We start from the raw sequence: 23,796 nt of genomic DNA, 5'->3' as shown, positions 1-23,796 counted from the left end.
TATCCTCTATGGTTTTCTACTCAAAACTGAGAATCTGGCTATTATGTTACTCTATACTTTATTTTTCATCTAGTTAGAAGCCCTAGAATTAAATTTTATGAATTTAAATGCCCAAATGACACCCGTGAGCCGTCAGGAAATCAAATTATTGATCTTAAACATAATTGCGCCCCGACTCCCCCTCATCAATCCTAAAATCCTGATCTGTTACATTTAGTTAAGCTTTATAGAGTTAGTTTTCATAATTATTAAAATTATTAGTTTTATTGAAATTTTTAGGAATCTGAAAAAAGTTAAAATATTAATAAAGCTAAAACGTTATGGATAGAAACAGTTTATCAAGAAAATAAAAATAAATTGTTTTTTTATCTTTTAAACGAATTTATGTTTGCAGAAAATATCTAAAAAGATTAAACTCATTTACGGAGTCTTCTTTTTACCATTCTCCCGAATAAACCGCTACAATCATGATGGGAATCTGCGATCGCTCAATTTACTCAAAATTATTGATTGATGGATAAACCCTTATTCGGACGACCGCACTATAGTAAGTAGTCAAGAATTTACAACGATCAACGATAAAGGGCCAATTTTTGACTGATAACTGATAACTGATAACTGATAACTGATTATCGGAACATACTGCTTACAGAGCTATCTTCGTGAATTCGCCAAATTGTTTCCCCCAGTAAATTCGCAACAGACAAAACTGTTAACTGATCAAACTGTTTTTCGGGAATAACGGGAATTGTATTGGTAACAATCACTTCTTCAAACACCCCACTCGATAAACGTTCAATGGCAGGGGAAGAAAAGACCGCATGGGTGGCACAGGCGTAGACTTGACGCGCACCTTCTCGACGTAATAAACGAGCACCTTCAGCAATTGTCCCGGCTGTATCAATCATGTCATCGACTAAAACAGCCGTTTTCCCCTTGACATCCCCAATCACATTTAAGACTTCTGCAACATTATGCGCTTGACGACGTTTATCAATAATCGCCAAAGGTGCATCATTCAGTTTATTAGCAAAAGCCCTAGCACGGGCGACTCCACCAACATCCGGGGAAACAACAACAATATCGGATAACTGTTTGCTCATCAGGTAATCTAAAATTACCGGAGAACCATAAACATGATCAAAGGGAATATCAAAATACCCTTGAATCTGAGCCGAGTGTAAATCCATGGCGAGAATTCGACTAGCACCCGCTTCAGTAATCAAGTTAGCCACTAATTTGGCAGTGATGGACTCACGACCTGCGGTTTTGCGATCGGCTCTGGCGTATCCATAATAGGGAATAACAGCCGTAATTTGACGCGCAGAAGCCCGTCTACAAGCATCAATCATGATCAACAACTCCATTAAGTTGTCATTGACCGGATAGCAAGACGGTTGAATCAAATAGACATCACAGCCTCGAATCGACTCTTGAATCTGGATGTAAATTTCTCCGTCAGCGAATCGCTTGCGAACCATTGACCCTAAGTCAATTCCTAAATAACGGCTGACTTCCAGGGCTAGGGGAGTATTTGCCGATCCTGAAAAGAGTCGTAACCGACTATGATCAGCAACTAATGGCTCAGAATACGGAAGGGGTAATGTAGCAGAACGGATCACGGCGAACCCTCACAGTTCATGACATGGCAATCAATCTTAATCATTCCAGAAAAGACTGGAATTCGGAACAGGTTTGGCGAATTGAATTTGGCTGTTGTCTGTTGGTACATCTCAGCAGCCAAGCCAACGGAAAACGACGTTTTTCAGTAAGCGGAAGCACTGCTGCTTGAAATTGTGCAAATCAAACGTCCTCTATATTAATTGTGGAGAAAGAGTGATCAAATTAAAATAGGGAAAATACTGAAATTTATGTTAAGACAGTTTAGCCAATAGATCAAGAAGAAACTGTATATTTGCTCTAGGGGTGTCCCTGCTATGATTTGGGGAGCAAATTGAAGTCCCATTAGAAGCCATGAGTCTCAAAGATCGCATTAGTGAAGATATCAAAGCTGCCATGAAGTCTAAGGACAAGGTGCGGCTAGAAACCGTTCGCAGCATTAAAAAAGTGCTGCTAGAGAAAGAAACCAGCCCTGGAGCAGAGGGAAAAGATTCCCTCACCGAAGCACAAGAATTAGAAGTGTTAATTCAAGCGGCGAAACAACGTCGAGACTCCATTGAACAATATCAAAACGCTGGACGGGAGGATTTAGCCGACAAAGAAAAAGCTGAACTTGCCATCATTGAAGAATATCTTCCCAAACAACTTAGCGATGAAGAAGTGAGTGCCATTATTGATCAAGTTATTGTCGAGGTTGGTGCAACTTCTGCTAAAGATATGGGGAAAGTGATGGGGCCAGCCATGCAACGCTTAAAAGGTCAAACGGACGGTAAAAAGGTTCAGGAACTGGTAAAAGCGAAGTTAGGTTGAGCGTTAACGGTTGGTTGTTGACGGCTTTGCACGCTCGCTTGTCGAAGTGTCGAAGTGTCGAAGTGTTAAGGCTTAACAGCCAACCGTGATTACGGAATCGAGACTGTTCTGTTTGTAGTCAGCCGTGACTGAACCTGTGGAATTGTACCTAAGCTTTATAATACAAAAGGTTAATTTTCATCTGGGTTTCTTGATCACTCACCTGCTAGAAGCATGACGCAAACTGCTATTCCCGTTGGGACAATTCTGCAAAACCGCTACCGCTTGATTGGTGTTTTAGGCCAGGGGGGGTTTGGTCGTACCTATTTAGCCGAAGATCAAGGACGATTTAACGAGCGCTGCGCCTTAAAAGAATTTATTCCCGTCCAAACCGGAACCTACGCCCTACAAAAATCTAAAGAACTGTTTCGGCGGGAAGCCCAAATTCTCTACCAAATTCATCATGCTCAAATTCCTCAGTTTGGGGCGGTTTTTGAAGAAAATCAACGGTTATTTTTAGTTCAAGATTATGTAGAAGGGAAAACCTATCACGCTTTATTAATGGAGCGGAAAAAAGCAGCACCTGGTTTTCCTCAAACCTTTACGGAAGCTGAAATAGTGCTGTTTTTACGGCAAATGTTGCCCGTTTTAGCTCATATTCATAGTTTAGGAATTATTCATCGAGATATTTCCCCGGATAATATTATTTTACGTCATCGAGATCAACTCCCTATATTAATTGATTTTGGGGTGGTGATTGAAATTGCAACTCGCATCAATACCCCTGATTTAACCTTACCTCCGGCTACTCGCGTGGGAAAATTAGGGTATGCTCCTTTTGAACAAATTCAAACGGGACAAGCTTTTCCCAGTAGTGATTTATATGCTTTAGCGGTAACGGCTATTGTTTTATTAACGGGTCAAGAACCGCAATATTTACTCGACCAAACCGCTTTATCTTGGAATTGGCAACCTTATAGTAATGTCAGTCCGAATTTCGCTCAAATTATTAATCGAATGTTGAGTCGGCAACCGAGCGATCGCTATCCATCGGCTCAGGACGTTGAACAAGCGTTACAAACCCTGAATCAACCTTTGAGTTTTCCCCCCACTCAAACTCTACCGATTCCCGTTCCTTCCCCCACACCCCAACCCCCAGACCCGAATTTTTCTCAACTCCCCACCCTAGCGGTTGGACGACCCTTAGTTACTCAACAAGGTCAACAGCAAGCCCAGAACAATAATAGTCCCGTTGTTCCGCCTCCGACCCCTTCCCTATCTCCTAATCCTGATCCGATTCTCTCAAGCCCTCAATCCCTTTGGGATAAACCCATCACCGTGATTATAGCGGGTGTTTTAGTGGCTTGTTTAGCAGCTTGGGGATCTTGGGCTTTAGTGAAAGGATTCCTGAAAATTACTGACCGCAAACCTGAAGAACCCCCGTCCCAGGTCAATCCTCCCCTGGCTAGTCCCTCAAATCCTATACCGTCCCTACCCTTACCTAATTTAACCCCGAACCCCACCCCATCGAATCCAGCATTGATTCCTTCTCCGGTTGTACCCACCCCCACTACAAAGCGCTTGAATTTAGTGGTGGGAGAACCAACGGTCGTTGAAGGTAATCTGAAAGCTAATCAAGCCGCTAACTATGTAGTTCCAGCTGAAGCTGGACAACAGTTTTATGCCTCCGTCAGTGGGGAAGGAGTCTTATTAACCTTACTTGGCCCGGATCAACAACCGATTAATCAGGGAGAAGCCGTTTCTTTATGGCAAGGAACTCTACCCTCTAGCGGGGACTATACCGTAATTCTCAATACTATTCCTGGGCTACCCGAAAGTAACTATAAGTTAGACCTGACGTTAATTAATACCCTTTCCCCCATTACGCCTTCAGAACCTCAACCGGAACCTACCCCCCTTCGTGAACCGGAACCTACCCCCCTTCGTGAACCGGAACCCAGCCCTCAACCAACCTTTGCACCTGCGCCAGCCCCAGCCCCTGTTCCAGCACCGGAGCCAGCCCCGACACCAGCACCGACCCCGCCTCCGACACCTGCTCCTACCCCGCCTCCGACACCTGCTCCTACCCCGGAACCCGCCCCAATTCCAGCGCCAGAACCGACTCCAGCACCGCCCTTGGAACCGAGTCCCACACCAGAACCGACTCCAGAGCCAGTCCCAGAATCTACTCCCCTTCCTTCCCCAGAGTCTCAACCTATTACTACACCTAAGTTGGAATGAAATTTATAGCAGGGAACAGGGAATAGGGAACAGGGAACAGGGAATGAGTTTGCTGGATTTAGAAGTGTCCTAGTTTAATATGGATTTTATTGATAAAATCAAAAGCCAAAATCAGGTTAATTTAGAGCAGAAAGAATTTTTAATAGATCTTTCTAAAACTTATTTGCAAGAGATTAATCACTGGGAAAAATTAAATAAAAATTATCCTAAAATACTAATATCAGAATCTGACCCTATTTTATTTTTAGCGGCTTTTGTAGCTGCGGTGACAGCAAAATGTCCTGTGTTTTTAGGTAATCCTCAATGGGGAAAAGAAGAATGGAATCAAGTTTATGAATTAGTTAAACCTAATTTATTAATATCTCAAGGTCGAATTTTAGATTATCAAAATTCTGCCCCTAAGAATCATGAATTGCTTCAAAATTTGATTATGATTCCCACGGGAGGAACTTCGGGAAATATTAAGTTTGCTGTTCATACTTGGGATACTTTAACGGCTTCAGTTTTAGGCGTTCAACAATATTTTCAAACCCCTGCTATTCATTCTTTTTGTACGTTACCCCTTTATCATGTTAGTGGATTAATGCAGTGGATGCGATCGCTTTTAACCGATGGACAATTCATCATCACATCCTTTAAAACGGTAGAAACAGAAGACTGGATTAATTTTAATCCTCATCACTTTTTTATTTCCTTAGTTCCCACCCAATTACATCGCTTATTACAACAACCCTCCTTAACAAATTGGTTATCTCAATTTCAGATAGTCTTATTAGGAGGAGCCCCCCCTTGGTTAGACTTATTAGAACAAAGTCGTTTTTATCAAATTCCTCTGGCGTTAACCTATGGAATGACAGAAACTGCTTCTCAAATTGTTACCTTAAAACCCTCGGATTTTTTACGGGGAAATAATAGCTGTGGAAAGGTTTTACCCCATGCTCAAATTAAAATCCAGGATCAAAATGGAGCCGAATTAAAAACGAATCAACCCGGACTGATTACAATTGAAGCGGATTCCTTAATGTTAGGATATTATCAAGAGAATTTTGATCCTCAAATGCGGATTAATAGTTTTATACCTGATGATTTAGGTTATTGGGATGAACAGGGATATTTAACATTAGTAGGAAGACAGAGTAATAAAATTATTACTGGGGGAGAAAATGTATTTCCCGCAGAAGTAGAAGCGGTTATTCTTTCTACGGGTTTAGTTCAGGATATTTGTGTAATAGGGAAACCGGATCAATACTGGGGCGAAATTGTGGTTGCGGTCTATGTTCCGGGTTTTAAACAGGTGTCTCTGATGGAATTACAACAGGCAATGCTCGGAAAATTATCCAAGTTTAAACATCCTAAATTGTGGATTCCTTTAGAACAGTTACCTCGTAATTTCCAAGGAAAATTAAATCAAAAACTCCTGCAAGAATTCGTTAGGGATTATCAGGATCAGTAAAGTCAGTATTACTCATCGTAATATGTTCATCAACACTTACTGGCCCTGCTCCAAAATAGGTAATCATCAGTAACCCACCCATAATTGATAAATTTTTGAAGAAATCAATTTTTTCTGAAGGGATATCCCAAAAATTATGAAAGACGAAGGTTGCTGGAATTAAGAATAGAATTAAAAGCCAAGCCCCTAAACGGGTTTTATACCCGACCACTAACGATAATCCTCCGACAATTTCGACAATAATGGTTCCTACTAATAATACCCCCGCAAACGGTAAACCTTTTTCTGTCATCATTGTTTGAGTATTGGCAAAATCAAAGATTTTATTAACCGCAGCGTGAATGAAAATTGTTGCTAAAAATGTCCGTCCTATTAACGGAATAAACTGCATCATTATTGAACCTCTTTTTATAGTAGGGAACGGGGAACGGGGAACAGGGAACAGAGAACAGTAAGTCATGAATAAGCTTACTGGATTTAGAAGTGTCCTAACTGTAATGCGTAGTGGTGGTGTATAACCTGGAAATTTTTCTGGTGGGCAAAGCCCACCAAATCAATAAATAACAAAAGGGTGTTCATTTAATGTAAAATTAACCCTACCCCTAAGAATAAGCTACTCCAAAATTGTAGAGAAATCGCAATAAATTTGCAATTGCTGACTAAGTTAGGCTGGTTATGATATTGACTGACATGACGGCAGAGTTTTATAGCAGAGGGAATTCCAACAAAGCTGAGTAACGTCCAAATGGGTAAAATTCCAAATAGCACTAATCCCCCAGTTAACAAAAAAATGCTTCCACAAACCCAAGGTAAAAGTTTTGCACCTCGTTCTGTTCCTAAACGCACAATGGGAGACTTTTTACCCGCCGCAATATCATCATCAACTTGATGAAAATGGGAACAAAATAAAACTAAGGTGATCGGAATTCCGACAATAATTGATGTCGCTAAACAAACCCATGACCAGCTTTGGGTTTGACTATAATAGGCTGCGGAAACCCCCAAGGGCCCAAAAGCAAAAAAACATAAAAATTCTCCTAATCCTTGATATCCTAACCGAAAGGGAGGCCCTTGATATAAATACCCCAACCCACAACACAGGAGAATTAATCCTAAAACGGTTAAATCCTTTTGCCACCAACAAATTGCTAATAATCCTAAAAGAGCTAAAGCTAAACAACCATTCCCAATAGCAAGAATAAATAATTTATTTCCGGTTAAATTGACTAAAGAATGATGCTTATTTTTATCAATTCCTGTTTCTGAATCAAAGACATCATTCAAAAGGTTTTCCCAGGCTAAAATTAAAATAGCAGCCGTGATAAACGTGGTAAAAATTTTCCAATTGAGGGTAGACGTTTCAAAGACGGCAACGGCAGTGCCAACCCAAATTGGCATAATGGCCACACTATACATCGGCGGCTTAATCGCCGCTAACCATAATTTATTTTTTGAGGCTGCAATCAGTTCTGTGGTCATAGCAGGAAGATTTTAAACGATGAAATGCTATCGTCCCATAACAATAACTGATCAGGGTAGAGAACTTCAAACAGGGGGTGTAGGGGAACAGGGGAGGCACAGGAGACCGGGAGTGGGGTGCAGGGGGAGGAAATAATTAGCTTCTGACTTCTGAGACCTGCTATATAAACTTTTTTTACAGACTGAAGGGAAGATTTTTCCAAGAGAGATTATGAATAAAGGGTAAATCGCGCTGAAAGTCGTTAAGTTATATTACGATAATCAAAGTTAACGATTTTTCGGTAATACTTTTCCCTGTTCTAACCTTTTCTTGTTCGTTTTTTATATGCCAGTTTTTCCTTCTGCAACCCCGTTATTGCAAGATCGCCAAGAACTGCATCGTTTTTTGTTAGAGTTTCAGCATCATGGATTACAGGATTACCAGACTAAAATTCTCAGTATTGCTCATGAAATTCAATGGATTGATCCGTTAGCAGTTTTACAGGAGTTTTATCATCCTAATTTAATTCATTTTTATTTTGAGAAACCTCAAATTGAGGAATCCTTTGTTGCGGTTGATACGGCTATAAAGTTCACCACAGGAGGAAAAAATCGGTTTTTAGAAGCTCAAAACTTTATTCAGTCTTGTTTAGATAAAACTGTTATTATTGGTTCTAAAAACAGTAATTTACCTAAACCTTATTTTTGTTGTAGTTTTACTTTTTTTGATCAACATTTTAATTCTAATTTATCGGTGGACTCTTTACCGGATTCTTCAATTCATCAAGAACGAGTTTATTTTCCGCCAACTACCATATTTCTACCGAAATGGCAAGTGATTCGCAAAAAGAATCGCTGCATTTTAATTGTTAATATTGTTTTAAAGAAAAACTCTAAAATCGAAAATATTTTGAGTGATGTTTGGTATAAAAGTCAACAAATTAATGCGTTAGAAAAAACCTCAATTCTCTCGGTCGCCTGTGAAAATTCTAGTTTATTATTAACAAAACAAGTAGAAACTGACCCCAAACCTTATTTACAGTTTAAACAGTCTGTGAATTCCGCTTTAGATTTAATTCAAGCTAAATCTTTAAAGAAATTGGTGCTTTCTCAACCCATTGATGTGGTTTCTAAAAAACCGTTTAATTTGATTCATTCTTTAAATAATTTACGATTTTTGTACCCAGATTGTTATATCTTTTCAACGGGAAATGGCAAGGGTCAACAATTTATTGGTGCGAGTCCAGAACGGTTAATTAGTTTAAAAAATCAGGAGTTAATTACCGATGCCTTGGCGGGTTCAGCCCCCCGTGGCAAAACGCCTTTAGAAGATGTTAATTTAGGTCAAGAATTACTGAATAGTGAAAAAAATCTGCGTGAGCATCAAGTGGTGGTAGATTTTATTGTTGAACGGTTATTAAATTTAGGGTTAACTCCGAATTTAACGGGTTTACCTTGTTTAAGACAACTCACTAATATTCAACACCTATGGACACCGATTCAATGTCAAGTTTCTAGCCAGATTCATCTGTTAGAAATCTTAGCCCAATTGCACCCGACTCCGGCTGTGGCGGGAACCCCTAGAGATATTGCTCAACAACAAATCCATCATTATGAAGCTTTTGATCGCTCCCTTTATGCGGCTCCCATTGGTTGGATTGATCATCAAGGAAATGGAGAATTTGTTGTCGGAATTCGTTCTGCTTTATTAGATGGAAATCGTGCTAGACTTTATGCAGGAGCCGGAATTGTGGCGGGGTCAGAACCGGAAAAAGAACTCGCTGAAATTCAATTAAAATTACAAGCTTTATTACGAGCATTAGTGTAAAAAGGGAACAGGGAACAGAAGGGAAAAGGAAATAGGGAATAGAGGGCAAGAAAAAGTGTAGGTTTGGGCTTTGCCCGCCCCCTACGACTGTTAACCAACAACAAATAATAATGTTAGTTAAAGAGATTGGAGAACAAGGTTTATTGGCAATTGTGCAGCGTTTTTGTCCTCCCGAAATGGTCGGGGATGATGCGGCGATTTTGTCGGTTCCTAGGGATGAATCTTTAGTCATTACAACGGATATGTTAGTGGATAACGTGCATTTTAGCGATCGCACCACATCCCCCTTTGATGTTGGATGGCGGTCAGCCACCGTTAATTTATCCGATCTCGCCGCCATGGGTGCGTTTCCATTAGGAATTACTGTCGCATTAGGAATAACAGGTGATCAACCCGTTGCATGGGTGGAACAACTTTATCAAGGATTAACAACCTGTTTAAATCAGTACAATACCCCAATTATGGGCGGTGATATTTGCCGATCTTCTGTCACTTGTATTTCCATTACCGCTTTTGGAAGTGTTAACCCAGATTTAGCCATTAAGCGTTCTGTCGCACGCCCAGGGGATGTAATTGTGGTTACGGGATATCATGGGGATTCACGAGGCGGATTAGAATTACTGTTACATCCCGAATTACAAACCCAATTAACGGCTAATCAACGATTATCTTTAATCCAAGCCCATCAACGCCCTCAACCCCGCTTGGATGTTTTACCGAAATTGCAAACCCTGTTAGCCTCCCAACCGTCCACTGCTATTGCTGGAATGGATAGTAGCGATGGACTCGCCGATGCCATTGTCCAAATTTGTCGTGCCAGTCAAGTCGGAGCTCAGGTACAACGTTGTCAAATTCCGATATCCGAAGCTTTACAAACCTTGCTTCCCCCTCAACAAGCCTTAGAATGGGCATTATATGGGGGTGAAGACTTTCAACTGGTGTTATGTCTTCCGGGCGATTTAGCTCAACTTTTAGTTCAACAGTTAGGGACAGCAGCCTCAATCATTGGTGAAATTACATCCCACCCCAATATCTTATTAATTGATGATGCTGAACCCTCAACGGTAGAAGAACTTTCCCTCAGTAGAGGATTTCAGCACTTTTTATCATAACCGTGAGTTATGAATTATTAATTTTAAATTAAATATTCATAACTCGAAGCTATCATCAGCCAAACTGAAATCGGAGTAGGGCGTTTTAAGTTTGAGCATCCCAACGGTCGCCACCAACGAAAAACGCTGCCTCTCTCCTGATTCAATCTATTTCCAATTTGTAGCCACTAATTCGGCTAAATCAACCACCCGTTGGCTATAACCCCATTCGTTGTCATACCAAGCCACGACTTTCACCATGTCGCCACCCATAACCATCGTTAAGCTGGCATCCACAATAGAAGAAGCGTCATGTCCCTTGTAGTCAGAAGACACCAACGGCAGATCGCTGTATTCCAGAATCCCCTTCATATTACCTTCGGCTGCTTCTTGGAGAGCTTGGTTGACTTCTTCGACGAAGGTTTTCTTCTCCACCTGTACCACTAAATCCACAATGGAGACGTTAGGGGTAGGAACTCGGAAAGCAATCCCGTTGAGTTTTCCTTTTAATTCAGGAATCACTAAAGCAACGGCTTTCGCAGCACCCGTAGAAGTCGGAACAATATTCACCGCAGCGGCTCTGGCCCGACGCACATCCCGGTGACTGGCATCTAACAGACGCTGATCTCCAGTGTAACTGTGGGTTGTGGTCATCGTTCCTTTGACAATGCCGAATTTTTCATGCAGCACTTTAGCAAAAGGAGCTAAACAGTTAGTGGTGCAACTGGCGTTACTGAGAATCCGGTGTTGATCGTGATTGTAGTCTTGGTGATTCACACCCACCACAAAGGTATCCACGCCATCTCCTTTTCCAGGAGCCGTAATCAGGACTTTTTTAGCCCCAGCCTGAATATGCTTAGAGGCTCCTTCCTCCGTAATAAATACCCCAGTGGATTCGATAATTAAATCCACACCCCATTCTTGCCAAGGCAAATTCAAGGGATTCCGATCAGACACACATTTAATGGTTTTGCCATTAATAATAATGGAGTTTTCATCGGCTTTGATATCCACGCCTTTGAGCGTCCCCAGCATGGAATCATATTTCAGCAAGTGAGCATTGGTGGTGGGATCAGAAGTATCGTTGATTCCCACAAACTCTAAATTGCTATTTTGCCGAGTTAACCAGCAGCGCAAAACGTTACGTCCAATCCGTCCAAAACCGTTGATTGCGACTTTAATCACCTTGTTCCTCCTAACAATGGCATCGCCCAAACCAGGCTAAAGTTTAACGAGATAGATGTTTCTATTGACCCCAATCATACCGTAAAGGCTGTCGCATTCTTCTGTTTTCTAGCAGGGAACAGGGAACAGGGAACAGGGAACAGGGAACAGGGAACAGGCAATAGGCAATCTTGCTATAGGCAAGAAATAATTTCCTCCCCCTGCTCCCCCTGCTCCCCCTGCTCCCCCTTGTCCCCCTGTCCCCCTCTCCCCTTGTCCCCTTGTCCCCTTGTCCCCTACTCCCCCTTCCCGGCTGTCACCTCGTCACACAAATGTCGGTCGCTTTCTTCTAAGTCCCCATTCGTCTGTAAATAATCTCGTATCCAGTTACATCCGTGAGTAATCAAATGATCCATTGATCGAACTTGCTGAAGATTCCACAAAACAACGGTACTATCCTCACTGGCGGAGGCGAGTTTCTGACCATCGCGACTAAATGCCAGTTCCCAAATTCCTCCGGTATGGGCTTTGAGGGTGGTTAATAAGGTTCCGTCTGGTTGCCACAATTTAATCATGCCATCCCCACTTCCAGTCGCAAGAAGTGTTCCATCGGGACTAAAGGCTACTGCCCGCACCATATCATCATGTCCCGTTAAAGTCTTGACTAACGTGCCATCGGTTTTCCAGAGTTTCACAGTTTTATCATCGCTACCACTGGCTAAAAGTTGGGACTTTGGGTTATAGGCGATTGACCGAACTACCACTTGACTGGCTCTAATCGTTCTCAAAAACTGACCGTCTTTTGTCCAAAGTTTAATGGTGCCATCTCCACTACAGGAGGCAATCTTCTGACCATCGGGGCTAAAAATAGCAGCCCAGAGACCCGCTTGATGTCCCTTTAATTGCATCAGTAAAACCGGAGTTTTTCCTTCAACATTCCAGAGTCCAACGGTTCCATCTCCACTAGAGGTAACCAGTCGCGTACCATCGGAACTAAACTGGCTTTTTCTCAGTGCGCCTTGATGTCCTTTGACAGTTGATAGCAATTTCCCATCCCTTGTCCACAATTGCAGCATTCCTTTGATACTGGCAAGAGCTAACCGTTTGCCATCGGGACTAAACGTGACTCCCATCAATCCCCCATCTGTTTTTAAGGTGCGTAGAGGTAGTACCGACGGTATCCCATCGCGAGTGTCCCAGAGTTTGACCGTTCTATCAAGACTAGCAGAAGCCAAAATTTGGCTATCGGGGCTGAAGGCAAGGCTAAACACCGCAGTTTGATGCGCTTTCAAAGATTTAAGTAAGGGGTTCGCCCATTTCCAGAGTTTCACTGTACTGTCTGAAGACATAGAAGCCAAGGTTTGACCATCAGGACTAAACTCCACATCCATGATCATCCCCCGGTGTCCGGCAAAGGTGCTGCGGAGTTGCGGATGGTTCCAAGTTGTCCCCACTCGTTGCCAGAGTTGAAGGGTTTTGTCATCGGAGGCGGAGGCTAGTTGCGTGTTGTCGGGACTGAAGGTTACATTCATAACCATGCCTTTGTGTTGTTTCAGAGTCGTTAGCAGAACAGGCATATCTCCAGAAAATTCCCACAATTTCAGGGTTCCATCCGCCGAGGCTGTGGCAATGGTATTTCCTTGAGGATTAATCGCTATACCCAGAATCACAGCATTATGACCCGGGACAGTGGCTAAGAGTTGACCGTCAACCCCCCAAATCAAGAGTTTCCCATCTTCTCGACTCGCTAGGATTTTTTGACTATCTGCGGTAAACGCTAGTCCATAATTAATACCGTTCCCGGTAATCAAAGTTCTGATCAGGGTTCCATCTCGTCCCCACAATTTGACTGTTCCATCTTCACTTCCAGAAGCAATCCATTTTCCATTGGGGCTAATCTCCACCGTTTGAACTACTGCCTGATGACCCTTCAAGGTATGGAGTAAAGCCCCATCCCGTGTCCAGAGTTTCACCGTGCGATCGCCAGAAGCGGAAGCAATCAGTTGACCGTCTCGACTGATAGCAACACCCCCCAATAGTCCCTGATGCCCTTTCAGGCTTTTCAACAGTCTGCCTTCTTTTGTCCACAGATTAATGGTATTATCCTGGCCGGCGACGATCATCAGTTCTCCATCTGGGCTAAACTTAATCCCACGAGTTCCTGTCCAAGGTTTGGATAAGCGGTTATATTCATCAGCCCCTAAAATTGCTTGTTGAAGAACTAATTCCACCTGGCTTTGAGTTTTCGGATCAACTCGACCTAACAACAATAGTTTTCTTCTAGCGCGTAACGCTTCTATTAAGGCATCTAAATGATGATTAGACGCAAATAACCCTTCAGAAGAGGAAGCTAGGGCTTGAATTTCGCTGATCCGAGCTTTTCGTTCACTGATAACTACTTTACGATATTGCCAAAAATTCGTTAATCCTAAAGCCGTCACGGTAACAAATGCCACTATTAATACCATCATTAACAACCGTTGTCTGTGAGCATTTTTTTCAACTTCTTTGAGTCGTTGGGCTTCTAAAGCTTGTTGAACTTCCTGCCTATCTATGGTTTCACTAGCTGATAAAAATTGATAATCTAAATCACTTAAACTTTTGTTTTGTGTCCACTCTTGGGCATCTTGTAAGGCTTTTCCCCGTAATAAACGAGATTGATCGGTTTGTTCAGAGGCGACCCAATCCTCTAACAGTTGCCAGTAAGGACGAAGTTTGTTAAATTCTTTTTCAACCCATTGTAGATTAAAAACTTCTTGATAAATTCTATTTTTAATTTTTAGATATTGATTGTCTTGAATCACTAAACCGGACAATATCAGTTCAATTTTTTCTCGGCTATCATCAATGTTTACATCTATTTGATTTAAAATTTGTTGGTAGATACCTAGGAGTCTTCCGGCTTTATGTTCGTTTCTGAGCAGGCGAGCGCGGATTGTTCTTAAATGTTCAGGTTCATCTTGTTTTTCCCAATTGGTGATTAAATATTGTCTAGCAATAGACTCGACTGCATTTTTTTCATGACCGGGGGAAATCGTTAACCTCGATACAGAATTAACGGTCATTAATTGAAAGATTAATTGACTAAATTTATGGGTTAAAAAAGGTTGTCCTCCTGTCCAATTTAAAATTTCTTTTAAAATTTCTGTGCCATTTTCACACTGATCATTTAATCCCACCGCTAAAGGTTGTGCTTCCTCAAAGGTAAAGCCGTCAAGATGAATGGGTTTCCCAATATTAAAAGGGGTTCGATTCCGATCTTGAATTAAATCGCTGGGTGTGGAAACTCCACAAATTGCCCAAGTTATTCGATAATATTGGGGAGCCATGACTCTTTTATTATAAAAGGAGCGAATCAGGGCAAAAAAATCATCGACTTGAAATTTTAAACTTAAAACACTATCAATTTCATCAATTAAAATAATAATATTTTGGTCAGGGAAATATTCTAATAAAATATCTTCAATAAAATAGCCCAATCTTTGCGCTAAGGATAATTCTGCATTGTCTAGCCACCAAGCTTTTAAATTAAATTGTCCAAACAAATGAAAATATCTACATAACTCGGCAACAATTCCTTTATACCACTGTTCGGGTGTAACGGTTTCACTTCCAATCACGGTCAAATCAATGATCGCACACTGAAACCCTTGATTTTGAAGTCGATGAGTTGTCCGCACTAAAAGAGAAGACTTCCCCATCTGCCGACAATTGAGAATATAACAAAATTCTCCCTTTCTTAAAGCTTCATATAATTCTTTATCAGCTTTTCGGGGAACATAACTGGGTATATAAGTGGCAAGACTCCCTCCAACTTGATAATAGGATTTGATCATGTGTCAGTTATCAGTTATCAGTTATCAGTTATCAGTTATCAGTTATCAGTTATCAGTTATCAGTTATCAGTTATTAAAGAGGTAAAGAAGGTGCTGGAGGAGGGTTGACAGAGCGTTCAATCGTGATTTTATTGCTTTCTCGTTGGGTTTGCATTTCAACAGAGATCGCTTCAAAAAGTACCTCTAAACTACTGTAAGGAACTTCTAAATCAATAGTGGTTTCAATTTGATCAAACCCATTGGGTGAAAATTCTGTTAACCACCGAGGGCCATCAACAACACTACGAGTTTGCCGATCAAAAAGCCAAACTTTGACATAAATTCGAGGTAAACCATCGGGAAGTCGCACCCGAACTTTTACCAATCGTCCGGAAATAATTTCTGTTGCTAAGACCTCAATTTCTGGATCAGGAACGGGTTGATCCTCTGATAAAACATAGGGAATCGGTTGATTTGTCGTAGAAGTTTCCGGTTTCGTTTCTTTCCCCAGTTTACGTTTTGAAAAAAATGCGGAAGGAGATTCCAAAGGTTCATCATCAACGACAATTTCTTCTAATTCCTCCTGGGGATGAATCACTTCTGAGAAAACTGGGGAACAGGCATCTTGCTTGTCATGATCAGAACGTTTAACAATATTAGTAGCAGCATTAAACGGAATCTCCGGTAAAGGATTAACGTTAGCGCGTTTAACCCATTGTGACCATTCCTGATCCTGGGCTAAAGAATTTAACCGCGACCAAAATCGATTATTGAGATCCAACGCTTGAAAGGCTTGTTGAACCTCTGGATCTGGTTTAGGTTTAGTAATGGGGGCGGATTCTACTATGGGATCGGGGACGGGTATCGGCAAGGGTGAAATTGAAACGGGGATATCTGTAGACGTTGATTCGGACGTTTCAACACTGATTGATAAATCCTCAGACACCGGAACCCCAGGGGTCTGAACCTCCTGAGTCGTTGAACTCTGGCCAAATGTTGGTAAATCTAGGGGGGTAGAGGGTCGAGAGTCCGTTCCAGAGGGATGTATTTTGGGTGGCAAAATGGTGGAAATCTCAGGAGCAAAGGGTTCAGCAGAGGGGGATTGAGCCGTTTTTATGTTATCGCTGAGGTCGGGTAATTCCAAAACTCCCAAATCCAACGTTGAAAGGTCAGGGAAGTCTTCTTGATCCTGTTGGGTGCCAAAACCTTGATCAATGGCTTCGAGGAGATGTTCAACCTGAGTCACCACGTTAAAAGATTGGGTCGTCACCGGAACCCCATCATGGGAAAAGATCACTTCCCCTAAAATTAAACGGGTTTTGCATTCAAAGGGAATATAAACCACACCGGAAAAAGACAGGGGAAAATCCGAGAACCGAAGGGGTTGGCTTACCTCAAATAACGGTTCTGCGGTTTGGGGGTCGCGTAAACGAAATTGCAGTTCACAGGAAGGAAGGACGGGATAAACAGAAGTTGAAGGCTGAGAGGGGGAAGCGATGGGCAGTTCGATGCGTCCCCATAGGATTACAGGTTGTCCCAAACGGGCAACAAAGGAATCTTGATCGAGGCTCAGGTGCAGCGCATTGAGCAAAGTCTCTACCGGCTGAAGGGGTTGGGGAGACTCTTCAACGAGGGACAAGGGAGTTTCAGGGGTTGAAGCTTGGGGCTGTGGGGGTTCAGCAACCGGATTAGAACGAGAGGTGGGAAATTGTACAATTTTAGGGGAAGGTTCCGGTGTTACCTCAATATCTACCGATTCTGTGGGGATAATATTGACCGTCGGGGGTTGAGTTTCTTCAAAGGGTTGATCAAGGTCTTCTAGGTCTACGGGGAGAACTCGGAGTTGGATTGTTCTTTTACCAACCGTTGATAATAATCCAGAGGTCAGTTGAGGGGAGCAGGAAAACTGCCAATTTCCAGGTTTTAAGGAAGTGTAAGGCATCACCACCATTAACCCTTCGGAATTGGTCGTTAGTGTTCGAGTTTGAACTTGTTGAACAGGTGGAAGGGCTTCAAAATCTTGATAAATAATGCGAACATCAATGGAGGTGTTTGTATAACCAGAACGGGCGACCATCCGATAGCGCCCTTCTAAAATTTCAACATCGGGGGATTCTAAGGTCAGCCAAGTATTATCCCCTTCTTTTTGGACTAGAAATTCCCAACTTGCCATTTCCCGCCTCTATTCAGGTGGTGTTTTATCTCTCCAATATCATAGCCGAATAGGAGTCAGGAAATAGGAGGAGGCAGGAGGCAGGAGGCAGGAGGAATTAAGAATTAAGAATTAAGAATTAAGAATTAATCTCTATTCTTCTTTCCCAGTTCCCTCTACCTTCTGTCCCCTGCCTCCTGCCTTCTACAGTAATCCTGTATTCGTTCCTGGCTTGCCAGTTGCCAGTTCCACTTTGACAATTTTACCGCCCATTTTCATGATGCGTTGTTGTTCTTTGAACCAATTGTCATAGGGAACTAACTTTGTAAAGTAAGTATTTTGTAATTCCCGTTGGGTACGAATCCGGGTTTGGCTTGGCACACAAGCTGTTACTTTGAACATCCGCATTTTTTTTCGTCTCTCCTGAGCAAATTTAACAAGTTTTAGATCAATTTTTAAATGCTCAAAGGCCGGGAGTCAGAAGTCAATACTAGCTCGCTAAAACTTATCAGGAATAACAGACAAGCCTTTGGCGGTCTAGCACTCACTCCAGACTTCCCTGGCCTTGAAGGTTGTTCGGATTTTGAATTGGGAATTTAGAAATTCACCCTCAAAAACCTAACATCGGTTTTAGCTTAAGCCAGAGGAGATATAGTCAAAGTAAATGCCCATTTCTTTGCCAGCATCAGCGCCCACTAAGCTAGCGGTCACTTCTTTCATGGCTTGGATGGCTTGAACGGTAGAACCGATGGGAACACCCAGAGAGTTATAGGTTTCTTTCAAACCGTTGAGAACGCGCTCATCAAGAATGGAAGGATCGCCAGCTAACATGGCGTAGGTGGCATAACGGAGGTAGTAGTCTAAGTCGCGAATGCAAGCAGCATAACGACGGGTGGTGTACATATTTCCACCAGGACGGGTGACGTCAGAGTACAGCAGAGATTTGGCTACTGCTTCTTTGACGATGGTGGCTGCGTTGGCACTGATCGTGGAAGCAGCACGAACCCGCAGTTCGCCAGTGGCGAAGTAGGCTTTTAATTTGCCCAGGGCGCTGGCATCCAGGTACTTACCTTGAACGTCAGAAGAATTGATTACGGAAGTAATGGCGTCTTGCATGATTGTTCTATTTCCTTGTAGTCGCTGAATCTAGGAATCGTTTAAAAAAGGTGATAAAGCAATCGGAACTATGACATTGCACCGATCACATAGTCGAAGTAAGCTGAGGCTTCGGCTGCATCTTCACCAGATAACAGACCAGCAGCAACATTCTTCGTAGCACGAATTCCTTCGACAACGGCTTCAATGGGGGTACCCAGAGATTTGTACATTTCCCGAGCGCCAACGATCCCGATTTCTTCGATGGGGGTAACATCGCCCGCAACGATTCCATAGGTGACCAGACGCAGGTAGTAGTCGAGGTCGCGTAAGCAGGTAGCGGTCATTTCTTGGCCATAAGCATTGCCACCAGGAGAGACCACATCAGGGCGTTTCTGGAAGAGTTGGCTTCCAGCTTCTTTGATGATGCGCTCACGGGCACCTGTCAGCGTTTCGGCGATGCGAACGCGACGCTCACCAGAGGTGACGAAGGCTTTGATTCGATCTAATTCACCAGGGCTGAGGTAACGCGCTTCGGCGTCGGCATTAACGATGGATTTTGTGACGATACTCATTTTCTACAAAAGCGTTTAGCTAACGTTTTCCTGATTGACACTCTCCCGAAAACCCATGTAACTGAGTTGGAGAGTCTCAGAGTGACCTCTGAGCGTTCCTGCTTGTTCAGATACATTCTGGATCAAGCCATGATCTTAGAGTGTATCTGCTTTGTGATCCGCAATCAAATCTATTTTTATTTAAGATTTTTATCGGTTCACTTTTGGCTTGTTCGTAGCCCTCAAAAATTTTTGAGATTTTTAGGGGACAGTTCACAAGCTTGACATCCTCCACTGCCTGAAAGCAAGTGAATTCCCAGCCTGCTCCCTATTCGGGTCTGCATCTGATGGGTTGACGCTTCCTTGATCACAGCCTAAATTCTTAGGTCTTATGCTTTCTTTCTCCACGCCCGTTTAGAGTCTCCGAATGCCTTCCGGCGACTGTAACTCGCTTTGGACATTCGCCCAATACTGTTACTACCTATCGCTTGTATTTTGAGGCATAGAGCCCACATTCTTAGCGGGATTGTAATAGTTTTTAACATTCCACGGGGTGGGAACGATGTCCACTGATTTTGAAGCGACAATTCAATCCCAAAAATCATGAACCCTAAGCCTAGTCAAGAACGATATCGTTGACACTCCCCGCTCTGAAGAGACGGGGATTCTTAAGAGATTTTCACTCTTAAAGGCTGAGTCAAACAACCCCTATCCACTCCGGCAAAACCATTGTGGCTACTTTTCTTTTAGGATGTCTTGATGACGATACCCATCGTAGATCTTCAACAACTGATTTAAGTGGCACAACAAGGGTTGATTACCCATCAAGATCCTTGATGTTCGCGGGGGTCAGTTGCGATCGCGACGGCGGTTGCATTTGTATTATAAAATTCAGTGGAGTTTCTACTCTTTTTTGAGAACACCGGAAAACTAATGTCACAATAGATTCCGTTTCTATCTGAATTGTTGCTTCCAGAATATGCGTCTAACTCCATGGAATTGTCCTCCGTTCAAAATTCTACAACAGTGCTTTCAGGGTTTTAAAGGTTTCAAAACCCTACTGATAACCTTCGTGATTATTAGTGTATTCTTTTTTACCCTTGTCCCAACCGCGTTAGCCAGTTTGGATGATGATCGCTTTGATGGTAATATTTTTGCCTTGTATGGGGGAAATGGTTCCCTAGTCCCTCCCAGAGTTACCTTAGCAGAATCCCGCAGACAAGGCAGACCCGCTTTATTAGTCTTTTTCTTGGACGATAGCAAAGATTGTAAAAAATTTACAACAACTGTATCTGAACTTCAGCGTTTTTACGGAAGGGCTGCGGATTTTATTCCGGTCAATGTTGATACTTTATTACCCGATACCCAGTTTTCTAGTCAGGAACCGGGCTATTATTACAAAGGCTATGTTCCTCAAACCGTATTAATTGACCAGTCGGGGAAAGTGGTTCTTGATCAAAACGGACAAGTTGCTTTTGAACGTGTCGATGATGTGTTTCGTCAAGTTTTTGATTTACTTCCTCGGTCTGAATCTGTGGAATTGCGGCGACGTTCTTTCAATGAATTTAACACCGAGTTAGTAGAAACTCAGCGTTAAAACCGTTGGGGATATTGTGGATGGTAGATTCGACCGGGCGATCGCTTCATAAAATGTTACATTTTTGTTAAGATTGAGTCAGTCGGTCTATTTTCCCCTATTAATTTCTAAACCAAGCGTGATGAATACCCCCTCCTCTCCGGCATCCTCAGAGGTTAAACCCAACGAACCCAAACCCAGCTATGTTAAATTAGCGATGCGAAATATGGTTCGCAAAGGCGGAAAGTCTTTGTTTCATTTTGCATTAACCACCATAGGTTTATTAGGATTTCTCATCGGGATGGCTTACCTGACTCGCTAACCCCTAGAATTTTGATTAAATTTTATCTTATAGCAGTCGTCAGAGACCTATTAAGGCAAAGTAGTGATGCAGCAAAGCTAGACCCTACACCTGTTTTTTCCTCCCTGTTCCCTGTTCCCTTCTATAAATGAGTGTTCAAATTGAAGTTAGTATACAGGACTGTTTTTGGGATCGGTTTGTGTTAGAAAACCCAGAACCTAACTCCAGCCCAGACCAGAGTATGGAGTCTTCGCCCCTAGTAATTGACTGTCCCATCAATGAGACAGAATGGGAAAATTGGTTTCAAATTTGGCTGAATCATTTACATTCTGATCTTCCCAGCGCATCCAGTTATGAATTAAGCTTGCGCCTAACGGATAATACAGAGATAGAAACGTTAAATACTCAGTATCGTTCCCAAAATAAACCGACCGATGTGTTAGCCTTTGCGTCATTAGAGGTCGATTGTCCCCTACCTCCCGAAATTTTATCTTCTCAATCGCTATATTTGGGCGATATTGTCATTTCGGTGGAAACCGCTTATAACCAAGCTCAAGAACAGGGACATTCCCTCAAAACCGAGTTAGGATGGTTAGCGACTCACGGGTTATTACATCTTTTAGGTTGGGATCATCCTGATGATGAAAGTTTAACGGAAATGTTAAACCAACAACGAGTTCTTTTAGAAATTATTGGATTAGTTAACTCGCTACGGTGACTCCCTGAGTACAGCACAAATTCTGAGGTAGAGCCATGAAGCACAGATTTATTATAAAGCCAGGATGGGAGCTTGAAAACCAGCGTGTCTTCAGACAACAGATGAAAAGCGACTCAGGGGAATTTATTCCCCATGAATATTTTTCTGATTTATGTTTTCTGATTTATGTTAACCTATCAACAGGTCGAAAATAAGAGATTTCCATGATAGTTTTAGAATACAAAGTTAAAGACAAGCTTGAGCAATACAAAGCAATTGATCAAGCAATTCGTACAACTCAATTTGTTCGCAATAAAGCGATTAGATACTGGATGGATAATTCCAGAGAATTGAAAATTGACAAATTTGCCTTAAAGCGATGCCTGTTGGTATTTGTTCCGACAATAGATAGAATATTTTGCAGCTAAATTTGATAAATTGGCAATTCCGGTTGCACCCCATTACACTTTGCAAAAATGTTCTAATTGTGGGGTAATTGTTAAAAAATCTCTATCGACTCGCACCCATATTTGTAACTGTGGATGTGAGTTACATAGAGATACAAACGCTGCAAAAAACATTCTCAATCTTGCTAAACAAGCTAGGGATGGGCAATCCCGAAGTAACGCTAATGGACTAGAAACCTCTACTCTTCTTGGGGAAACCCTGGTCGCAGCACGTATCTAGGTCGAAGTTAGAATCCCCGTCTATAAGAGAGCGGGGAGTGTCAAGATAGATTGCTTGCAGTATGCTTATGGAAACTGAATGTGGTTAAAAATGTAATCAGTGAAGGATCTATCCACTAATGCACCTAAACAAACCCTCTATTTCAGAATTTGCAGCCTCATCGTTGATTTCTCTACCTCAAGGAACAACACCAGTACAGCCCAACCGGTCTGATGCTATGGGAAAAAAATATAACCGAGAATTATCTTGGACAATAGCATCTAATTTATTAGTTAGCTTTAAATATGCTTGGGCTGGAATCATTTATGCTTTTAGAACCCAAAGAAACTTTCGGATTCATACTCTTATTGGAACCCTAGCCATTGGCTTGGGTCTTTTTTTGAATTTACCCAAGGTGGAAGTGGCAGTTATTGGCTTAACCATTGGGGCGGTAATGACGATGGAATTATTGAATACAGCCATAGAATCCGTTGTTGATTTAACGGTGGGTCAGTCTTACCATGAGTTAGCAAAAATTGCTAAGGATTGCGCGGCGGCGGCTGTTTTAATCTCTGCTATCGTGGCATTATTTGTGGCGGTAATCTTACTATTACCTCCTTTCATCGCCTGGATTAACGTTACCTTATTAGGAGTTTAAACCTTGATTATTGTTATTGATAATTACGATAGTTTTACTTACAATATTGTTCAATATTTAGGAGAACTCGGTCAAGAATTACCGATTGCTTCTGAAGTTCAAGTCTTTAGAAATGACAAAATTTCTATCGAAGAAATTCGTCAGATGAAACCCGATGCAGTGGTGATTTCTCCAGGGCCAGGTCGTCCAGAAGATGCCGGAATTTCCCTAGAATTAATTCGAGAATTAGGGCCAACTTTACCCCTTTTAGGCGTATGTTTAGGCCATCAAAGTATTGGTCAAGTATTCGGGGGGAATATTATTTCTGCACCGGAACTAATGCACGGAAAAACATCCCCCGTTCATCATACTGGGGTCGGTGTTTTCTCTAATGTTGAAAATCCCTTAACCGCCACTCGCTATCATAGCTTAGTGATTGAACGAGAGACTTGTCCTGATGTTTTAGAAATTACAGGATGGGTGGAAGATGGGACAATTATGGGGGTTCGCCATCGGGACTATCCCCATATTCAGGGGGTACAATTTCACCCGGAAAGCGTTCTCACCCGTTCTGGAAAACAACTCTTAAGAAATTTCCTAGAACAGATATAATTGTTAACTCGGAACTGTCATCCCGGCTTTAATCCGTTGCTTCCGTC

23 protein-coding genes are annotated in these 23,796 nt (G+C 42.2%); 13 read left to right on the top strand and 10 right to left on the bottom strand.

Going from position 1 to position 23,796, the window contains the following annotated elements; translation table 11 throughout:
* Window positions 1-629: 629 nt before the first annotated feature.
* Entirely contained in the window at window positions 630-1,622 is a 993-nt protein-coding gene (locus tag NMK36_RS04005) for a ribose-phosphate pyrophosphokinase (protein ID WP_072720255.1), read from the bottom strand.
* A gap of 23 nt (window positions 1,623-1,645) precedes the next feature.
* Here NMK36_RS04005 and NMK36_RS04000 point away from each other — a divergent pair, with 23 nt between their 5' ends.
* From NMK36_RS04000 to NMK36_RS03985, 4 genes are all read left to right on the top strand, one after another.
* Window positions 1,646-1,792 carry a hypothetical protein gene (locus NMK36_RS04000; protein WP_186440400.1) on the top strand — a complete coding sequence of 49 codons (147 nt, stop codon included), beginning with the start codon at window positions 1,646-1,648 and terminating at the stop codon, window positions 1,790-1,792.
* 182 nt (window positions 1,793-1,974) lie between these two features.
* Entirely contained in the window at window positions 1,975-2,430 is a 456-nt protein-coding gene (locus NMK36_RS03995; protein WP_072720256.1) for a GatB/YqeY domain-containing protein, read from the top strand.
* A 213-nt stretch (window positions 2,431-2,643) separates the two neighbouring features.
* Window positions 2,644-4,650: a serine/threonine-protein kinase gene (locus tag NMK36_RS03990; protein ID WP_254173043.1), complete on the top strand. Its 2,007-nt coding sequence runs from the start codon at window positions 2,644-2,646 to the stop codon at window positions 4,648-4,650.
* 79 nt (window positions 4,651-4,729) lie between these two features.
* Window positions 4,730-6,103 (top strand): 2-succinylbenzoate--CoA ligase, encoded by a 1,374-nt coding sequence (locus NMK36_RS03985; protein ID WP_254173042.1) that lies wholly within the window; start codon window positions 4,730-4,732, stop codon window positions 6,101-6,103.
* On the opposite strand, the gene NMK36_RS03980 is transcribed toward NMK36_RS03985, so the two are convergent.
* Together NMK36_RS03980 and menA are read right to left on the bottom strand one after the other, a co-directional pair.
* A complete protein-coding gene (locus NMK36_RS03980; RefSeq protein ID WP_186440401.1) occupies window positions 6,081-6,497 on the bottom strand; it encodes a DoxX family protein in 417 nt (138 codons plus the stop codon). The genes NMK36_RS03985 and NMK36_RS03980 overlap by 23 nt on opposite strands.
* Window positions 6,498-6,682: 185 nt before the next feature.
* Window positions 6,683-7,582 (bottom strand): 2-carboxy-1,4-naphthoquinone phytyltransferase, encoded by a 900-nt coding sequence (menA, locus tag NMK36_RS03975; protein ID WP_072720260.1) that lies wholly within the window; start codon window positions 7,580-7,582, stop codon window positions 6,683-6,685.
* A 325-nt stretch (window positions 7,583-7,907) separates the two neighbouring features.
* On the opposite strand from menA, the gene NMK36_RS03970 reads away from it, so the two are divergent.
* A complete protein-coding gene (locus NMK36_RS03970; protein WP_072720261.1) occupies window positions 7,908-9,389 on the top strand; it encodes an isochorismate synthase in 1,482 nt (493 codons plus the stop codon).
* Window positions 9,390-9,499: 110 nt separating this feature from the next.
* Window positions 9,500-10,501, top strand: coding sequence for a thiamine-phosphate kinase (gene thiL, locus NMK36_RS03965; RefSeq protein WP_254173041.1), 1,002 nt, complete (start codon window positions 9,500-9,502; stop codon window positions 10,499-10,501).
* A gap of 147 nt (window positions 10,502-10,648) precedes the next feature.
* Here thiL and NMK36_RS03960 read toward each other — a convergent pair whose 3' ends face one another.
* From NMK36_RS03960 to NMK36_RS03930, 7 genes are all read right to left on the bottom strand, one after another.
* Window positions 10,649-11,665 (bottom strand): type I glyceraldehyde-3-phosphate dehydrogenase, encoded by a 1,017-nt coding sequence (locus NMK36_RS03960; protein ID WP_072720263.1) that lies wholly within the window; start codon window positions 11,663-11,665, stop codon window positions 10,649-10,651.
* A gap of 275 nt (window positions 11,666-11,940) precedes the next feature.
* Entirely contained in the window at window positions 11,941-15,480 is a 3,540-nt protein-coding gene (locus NMK36_RS03955) for an AAA-like domain-containing protein (protein ID WP_072720264.1), read from the bottom strand.
* A gap of 73 nt (window positions 15,481-15,553) precedes the next feature.
* Complete coding sequence (locus NMK36_RS03950) at window positions 15,554-17,632, bottom strand: hypothetical protein (protein ID WP_072720265.1); 2,079 nt, start codon at window positions 17,630-17,632, stop codon at window positions 15,554-15,556.
* Between the two features lie 183 nt (window positions 17,633-17,815).
* Window positions 17,816-18,019 (bottom strand): phycobilisome linker polypeptide, encoded by a 204-nt coding sequence (locus NMK36_RS03945; protein ID WP_072720266.1) that lies wholly within the window; start codon window positions 18,017-18,019, stop codon window positions 17,816-17,818.
* A 222-nt stretch (window positions 18,020-18,241) separates the two neighbouring features.
* Complete coding sequence (gene apcB / locus NMK36_RS03940) at window positions 18,242-18,727, bottom strand: allophycocyanin subunit beta (RefSeq protein ID WP_072720267.1); 486 nt, start codon at window positions 18,725-18,727, stop codon at window positions 18,242-18,244.
* Window positions 18,728-18,795: 68 nt separating this feature from the next.
* The gene (gene apcA / locus NMK36_RS03935; protein ID WP_072720268.1) at window positions 18,796-19,281 is read right to left on the bottom strand and encodes an allophycocyanin subunit alpha; all 486 of its coding nucleotides are present in this window, start codon (window positions 19,279-19,281) and stop codon (window positions 18,796-18,798) included.
* A gap of 803 nt (window positions 19,282-20,084) precedes the next feature.
* A complete protein-coding gene (locus NMK36_RS03930; RefSeq protein WP_186440402.1) occupies window positions 20,085-20,255 on the bottom strand; it encodes a hypothetical protein in 171 nt (56 codons plus the stop codon).
* 77 nt (window positions 20,256-20,332) lie between these two features.
* Between NMK36_RS03930 and NMK36_RS03925 the strand changes: the two genes are divergently transcribed.
* From NMK36_RS03925 to NMK36_RS03895, 7 genes are all read left to right on the top strand, one after another.
* Complete coding sequence (locus tag NMK36_RS03925; protein WP_072720270.1) at window positions 20,333-20,857, top strand: thylakoid membrane photosystem I accumulation factor; 525 nt, start codon at window positions 20,333-20,335, stop codon at window positions 20,855-20,857.
* A 121-nt stretch (window positions 20,858-20,978) separates the two neighbouring features.
* The gene (locus NMK36_RS03920) at window positions 20,979-21,158 is read left to right on the top strand and encodes a DUF3285 domain-containing protein (RefSeq protein ID WP_072720459.1); all 180 of its coding nucleotides are present in this window, start codon (window positions 20,979-20,981) and stop codon (window positions 21,156-21,158) included.
* Window positions 21,159-21,285: 127 nt separating this feature from the next.
* Complete coding sequence (gene ybeY, locus NMK36_RS03915) at window positions 21,286-21,855, top strand: rRNA maturation RNase YbeY (RefSeq protein WP_072720271.1); 570 nt, start codon at window positions 21,286-21,288, stop codon at window positions 21,853-21,855.
* A gap of 203 nt (window positions 21,856-22,058) precedes the next feature.
* Window positions 22,059-22,262 carry a hypothetical protein gene (locus tag NMK36_RS03910; protein ID WP_254173040.1) on the top strand — a complete coding sequence of 68 codons (204 nt, stop codon included), beginning with the start codon at window positions 22,059-22,061 and terminating at the stop codon, window positions 22,260-22,262.
* Window positions 22,263-22,272: 10 nt separating this feature from the next.
* The gene (locus NMK36_RS03905; RefSeq protein WP_222425253.1) at window positions 22,273-22,521 is read left to right on the top strand and encodes a zinc ribbon domain-containing protein; all 249 of its coding nucleotides are present in this window, start codon (window positions 22,273-22,275) and stop codon (window positions 22,519-22,521) included.
* Window positions 22,522-22,738: 217 nt separating this feature from the next.
* Window positions 22,739-23,158, top strand: coding sequence for a diacylglycerol kinase (locus tag NMK36_RS03900; RefSeq protein ID WP_245824297.1), 420 nt, complete (start codon window positions 22,739-22,741; stop codon window positions 23,156-23,158).
* 3 nt (window positions 23,159-23,161) lie between these two features.
* Entirely contained in the window at window positions 23,162-23,749 is a 588-nt protein-coding gene (locus tag NMK36_RS03895; protein WP_072720273.1) for an anthranilate synthase component II, read from the top strand.
* Window positions 23,750-23,796: the final 47 nt, after the last annotated feature.

This window comes from Planktothrix pseudagardhii, assembly GCF_904830925.1.
Classification (GTDB): Bacteria; Cyanobacteriota; Cyanobacteriia; order Cyanobacteriales; family Microcoleaceae; genus Planktothrix; species Planktothrix tepida.
The sequence above is the reverse complement of the archived record's forward strand: the minus strand, read 5'-3'. Positions and strand labels throughout refer to the sequence as shown.

Excerpts from the sequence above, each read along its gene's own strand:
- NMK36_RS03955 (WP_072720264.1), bottom strand. The coding sequence starts at position 15,480 with ATGATCAAATCCTATTATCAAGTTGGAGGGAGTCTTGCCACTTATATA.
- NMK36_RS03930 (WP_186440402.1), bottom strand. The coding sequence starts at position 20,255 with ATGGAGTTAGACGCATATTCTGGAAGCAACAATTCAGATAGAAACGGA.
- NMK36_RS03945 (WP_072720266.1), bottom strand. The coding sequence starts at position 18,019 with ATGCGGATGTTCAAAGTAACAGCTTGTGTGCCAAGCCAAACCCGGATT.
- NMK36_RS03920 (WP_072720459.1), top strand. The coding sequence starts at position 20,979 with ATGAATACCCCCTCCTCTCCGGCATCCTCAGAGGTTAAACCCAACGAA.
- apcA (WP_072720268.1), bottom strand. The coding sequence starts at position 19,281 with ATGAGTATCGTCACAAAATCCATCGTTAATGCCGACGCCGAAGCGCGT.
- NMK36_RS03950 (WP_072720265.1), bottom strand. The coding sequence starts at position 17,632 with ATGGCAAGTTGGGAATTTCTAGTCCAAAAAGAAGGGGATAATACTTGG.
- NMK36_RS03980 (WP_186440401.1), bottom strand. The coding sequence starts at position 6,497 with ATGATGCAGTTTATTCCGTTAATAGGACGGACATTTTTAGCAACAATT.
- NMK36_RS04000 (WP_186440400.1), top strand. The coding sequence starts at position 1,646 with ATGGCAATCAATCTTAATCATTCCAGAAAAGACTGGAATTCGGAACAG.
- NMK36_RS03985 (WP_254173042.1), top strand. The coding sequence starts at position 4,730 with ATGGATTTTATTGATAAAATCAAAAGCCAAAATCAGGTTAATTTAGAG.
- NMK36_RS03910 (WP_254173040.1), top strand. The coding sequence starts at position 22,059 with ATGATAGTTTTAGAATACAAAGTTAAAGACAAGCTTGAGCAATACAAA.
- NMK36_RS03995 (WP_072720256.1), top strand. The coding sequence starts at position 1,975 with ATGAGTCTCAAAGATCGCATTAGTGAAGATATCAAAGCTGCCATGAAG.
- thiL (WP_254173041.1), top strand. The coding sequence starts at position 9,500 with ATGTTAGTTAAAGAGATTGGAGAACAAGGTTTATTGGCAATTGTGCAG.
- NMK36_RS03900 (WP_245824297.1), top strand. The coding sequence starts at position 22,739 with ATGGGAAAAAAATATAACCGAGAATTATCTTGGACAATAGCATCTAAT.
- NMK36_RS03970 (WP_072720261.1), top strand. The coding sequence starts at position 7,908 with ATGCCAGTTTTTCCTTCTGCAACCCCGTTATTGCAAGATCGCCAAGAA.
- menA (WP_072720260.1), bottom strand. The coding sequence starts at position 7,582 with ATGACCACAGAACTGATTGCAGCCTCAAAAAATAAATTATGGTTAGCG.
- NMK36_RS03990 (WP_254173043.1), top strand. The coding sequence starts at position 2,644 with ATGACGCAAACTGCTATTCCCGTTGGGACAATTCTGCAAAACCGCTAC.
- apcB (WP_072720267.1), bottom strand. The coding sequence starts at position 18,727 with ATGCAAGACGCCATTACTTCCGTAATCAATTCTTCTGACGTTCAAGGT.
- ybeY (WP_072720271.1), top strand. The coding sequence starts at position 21,286 with ATGAGTGTTCAAATTGAAGTTAGTATACAGGACTGTTTTTGGGATCGG.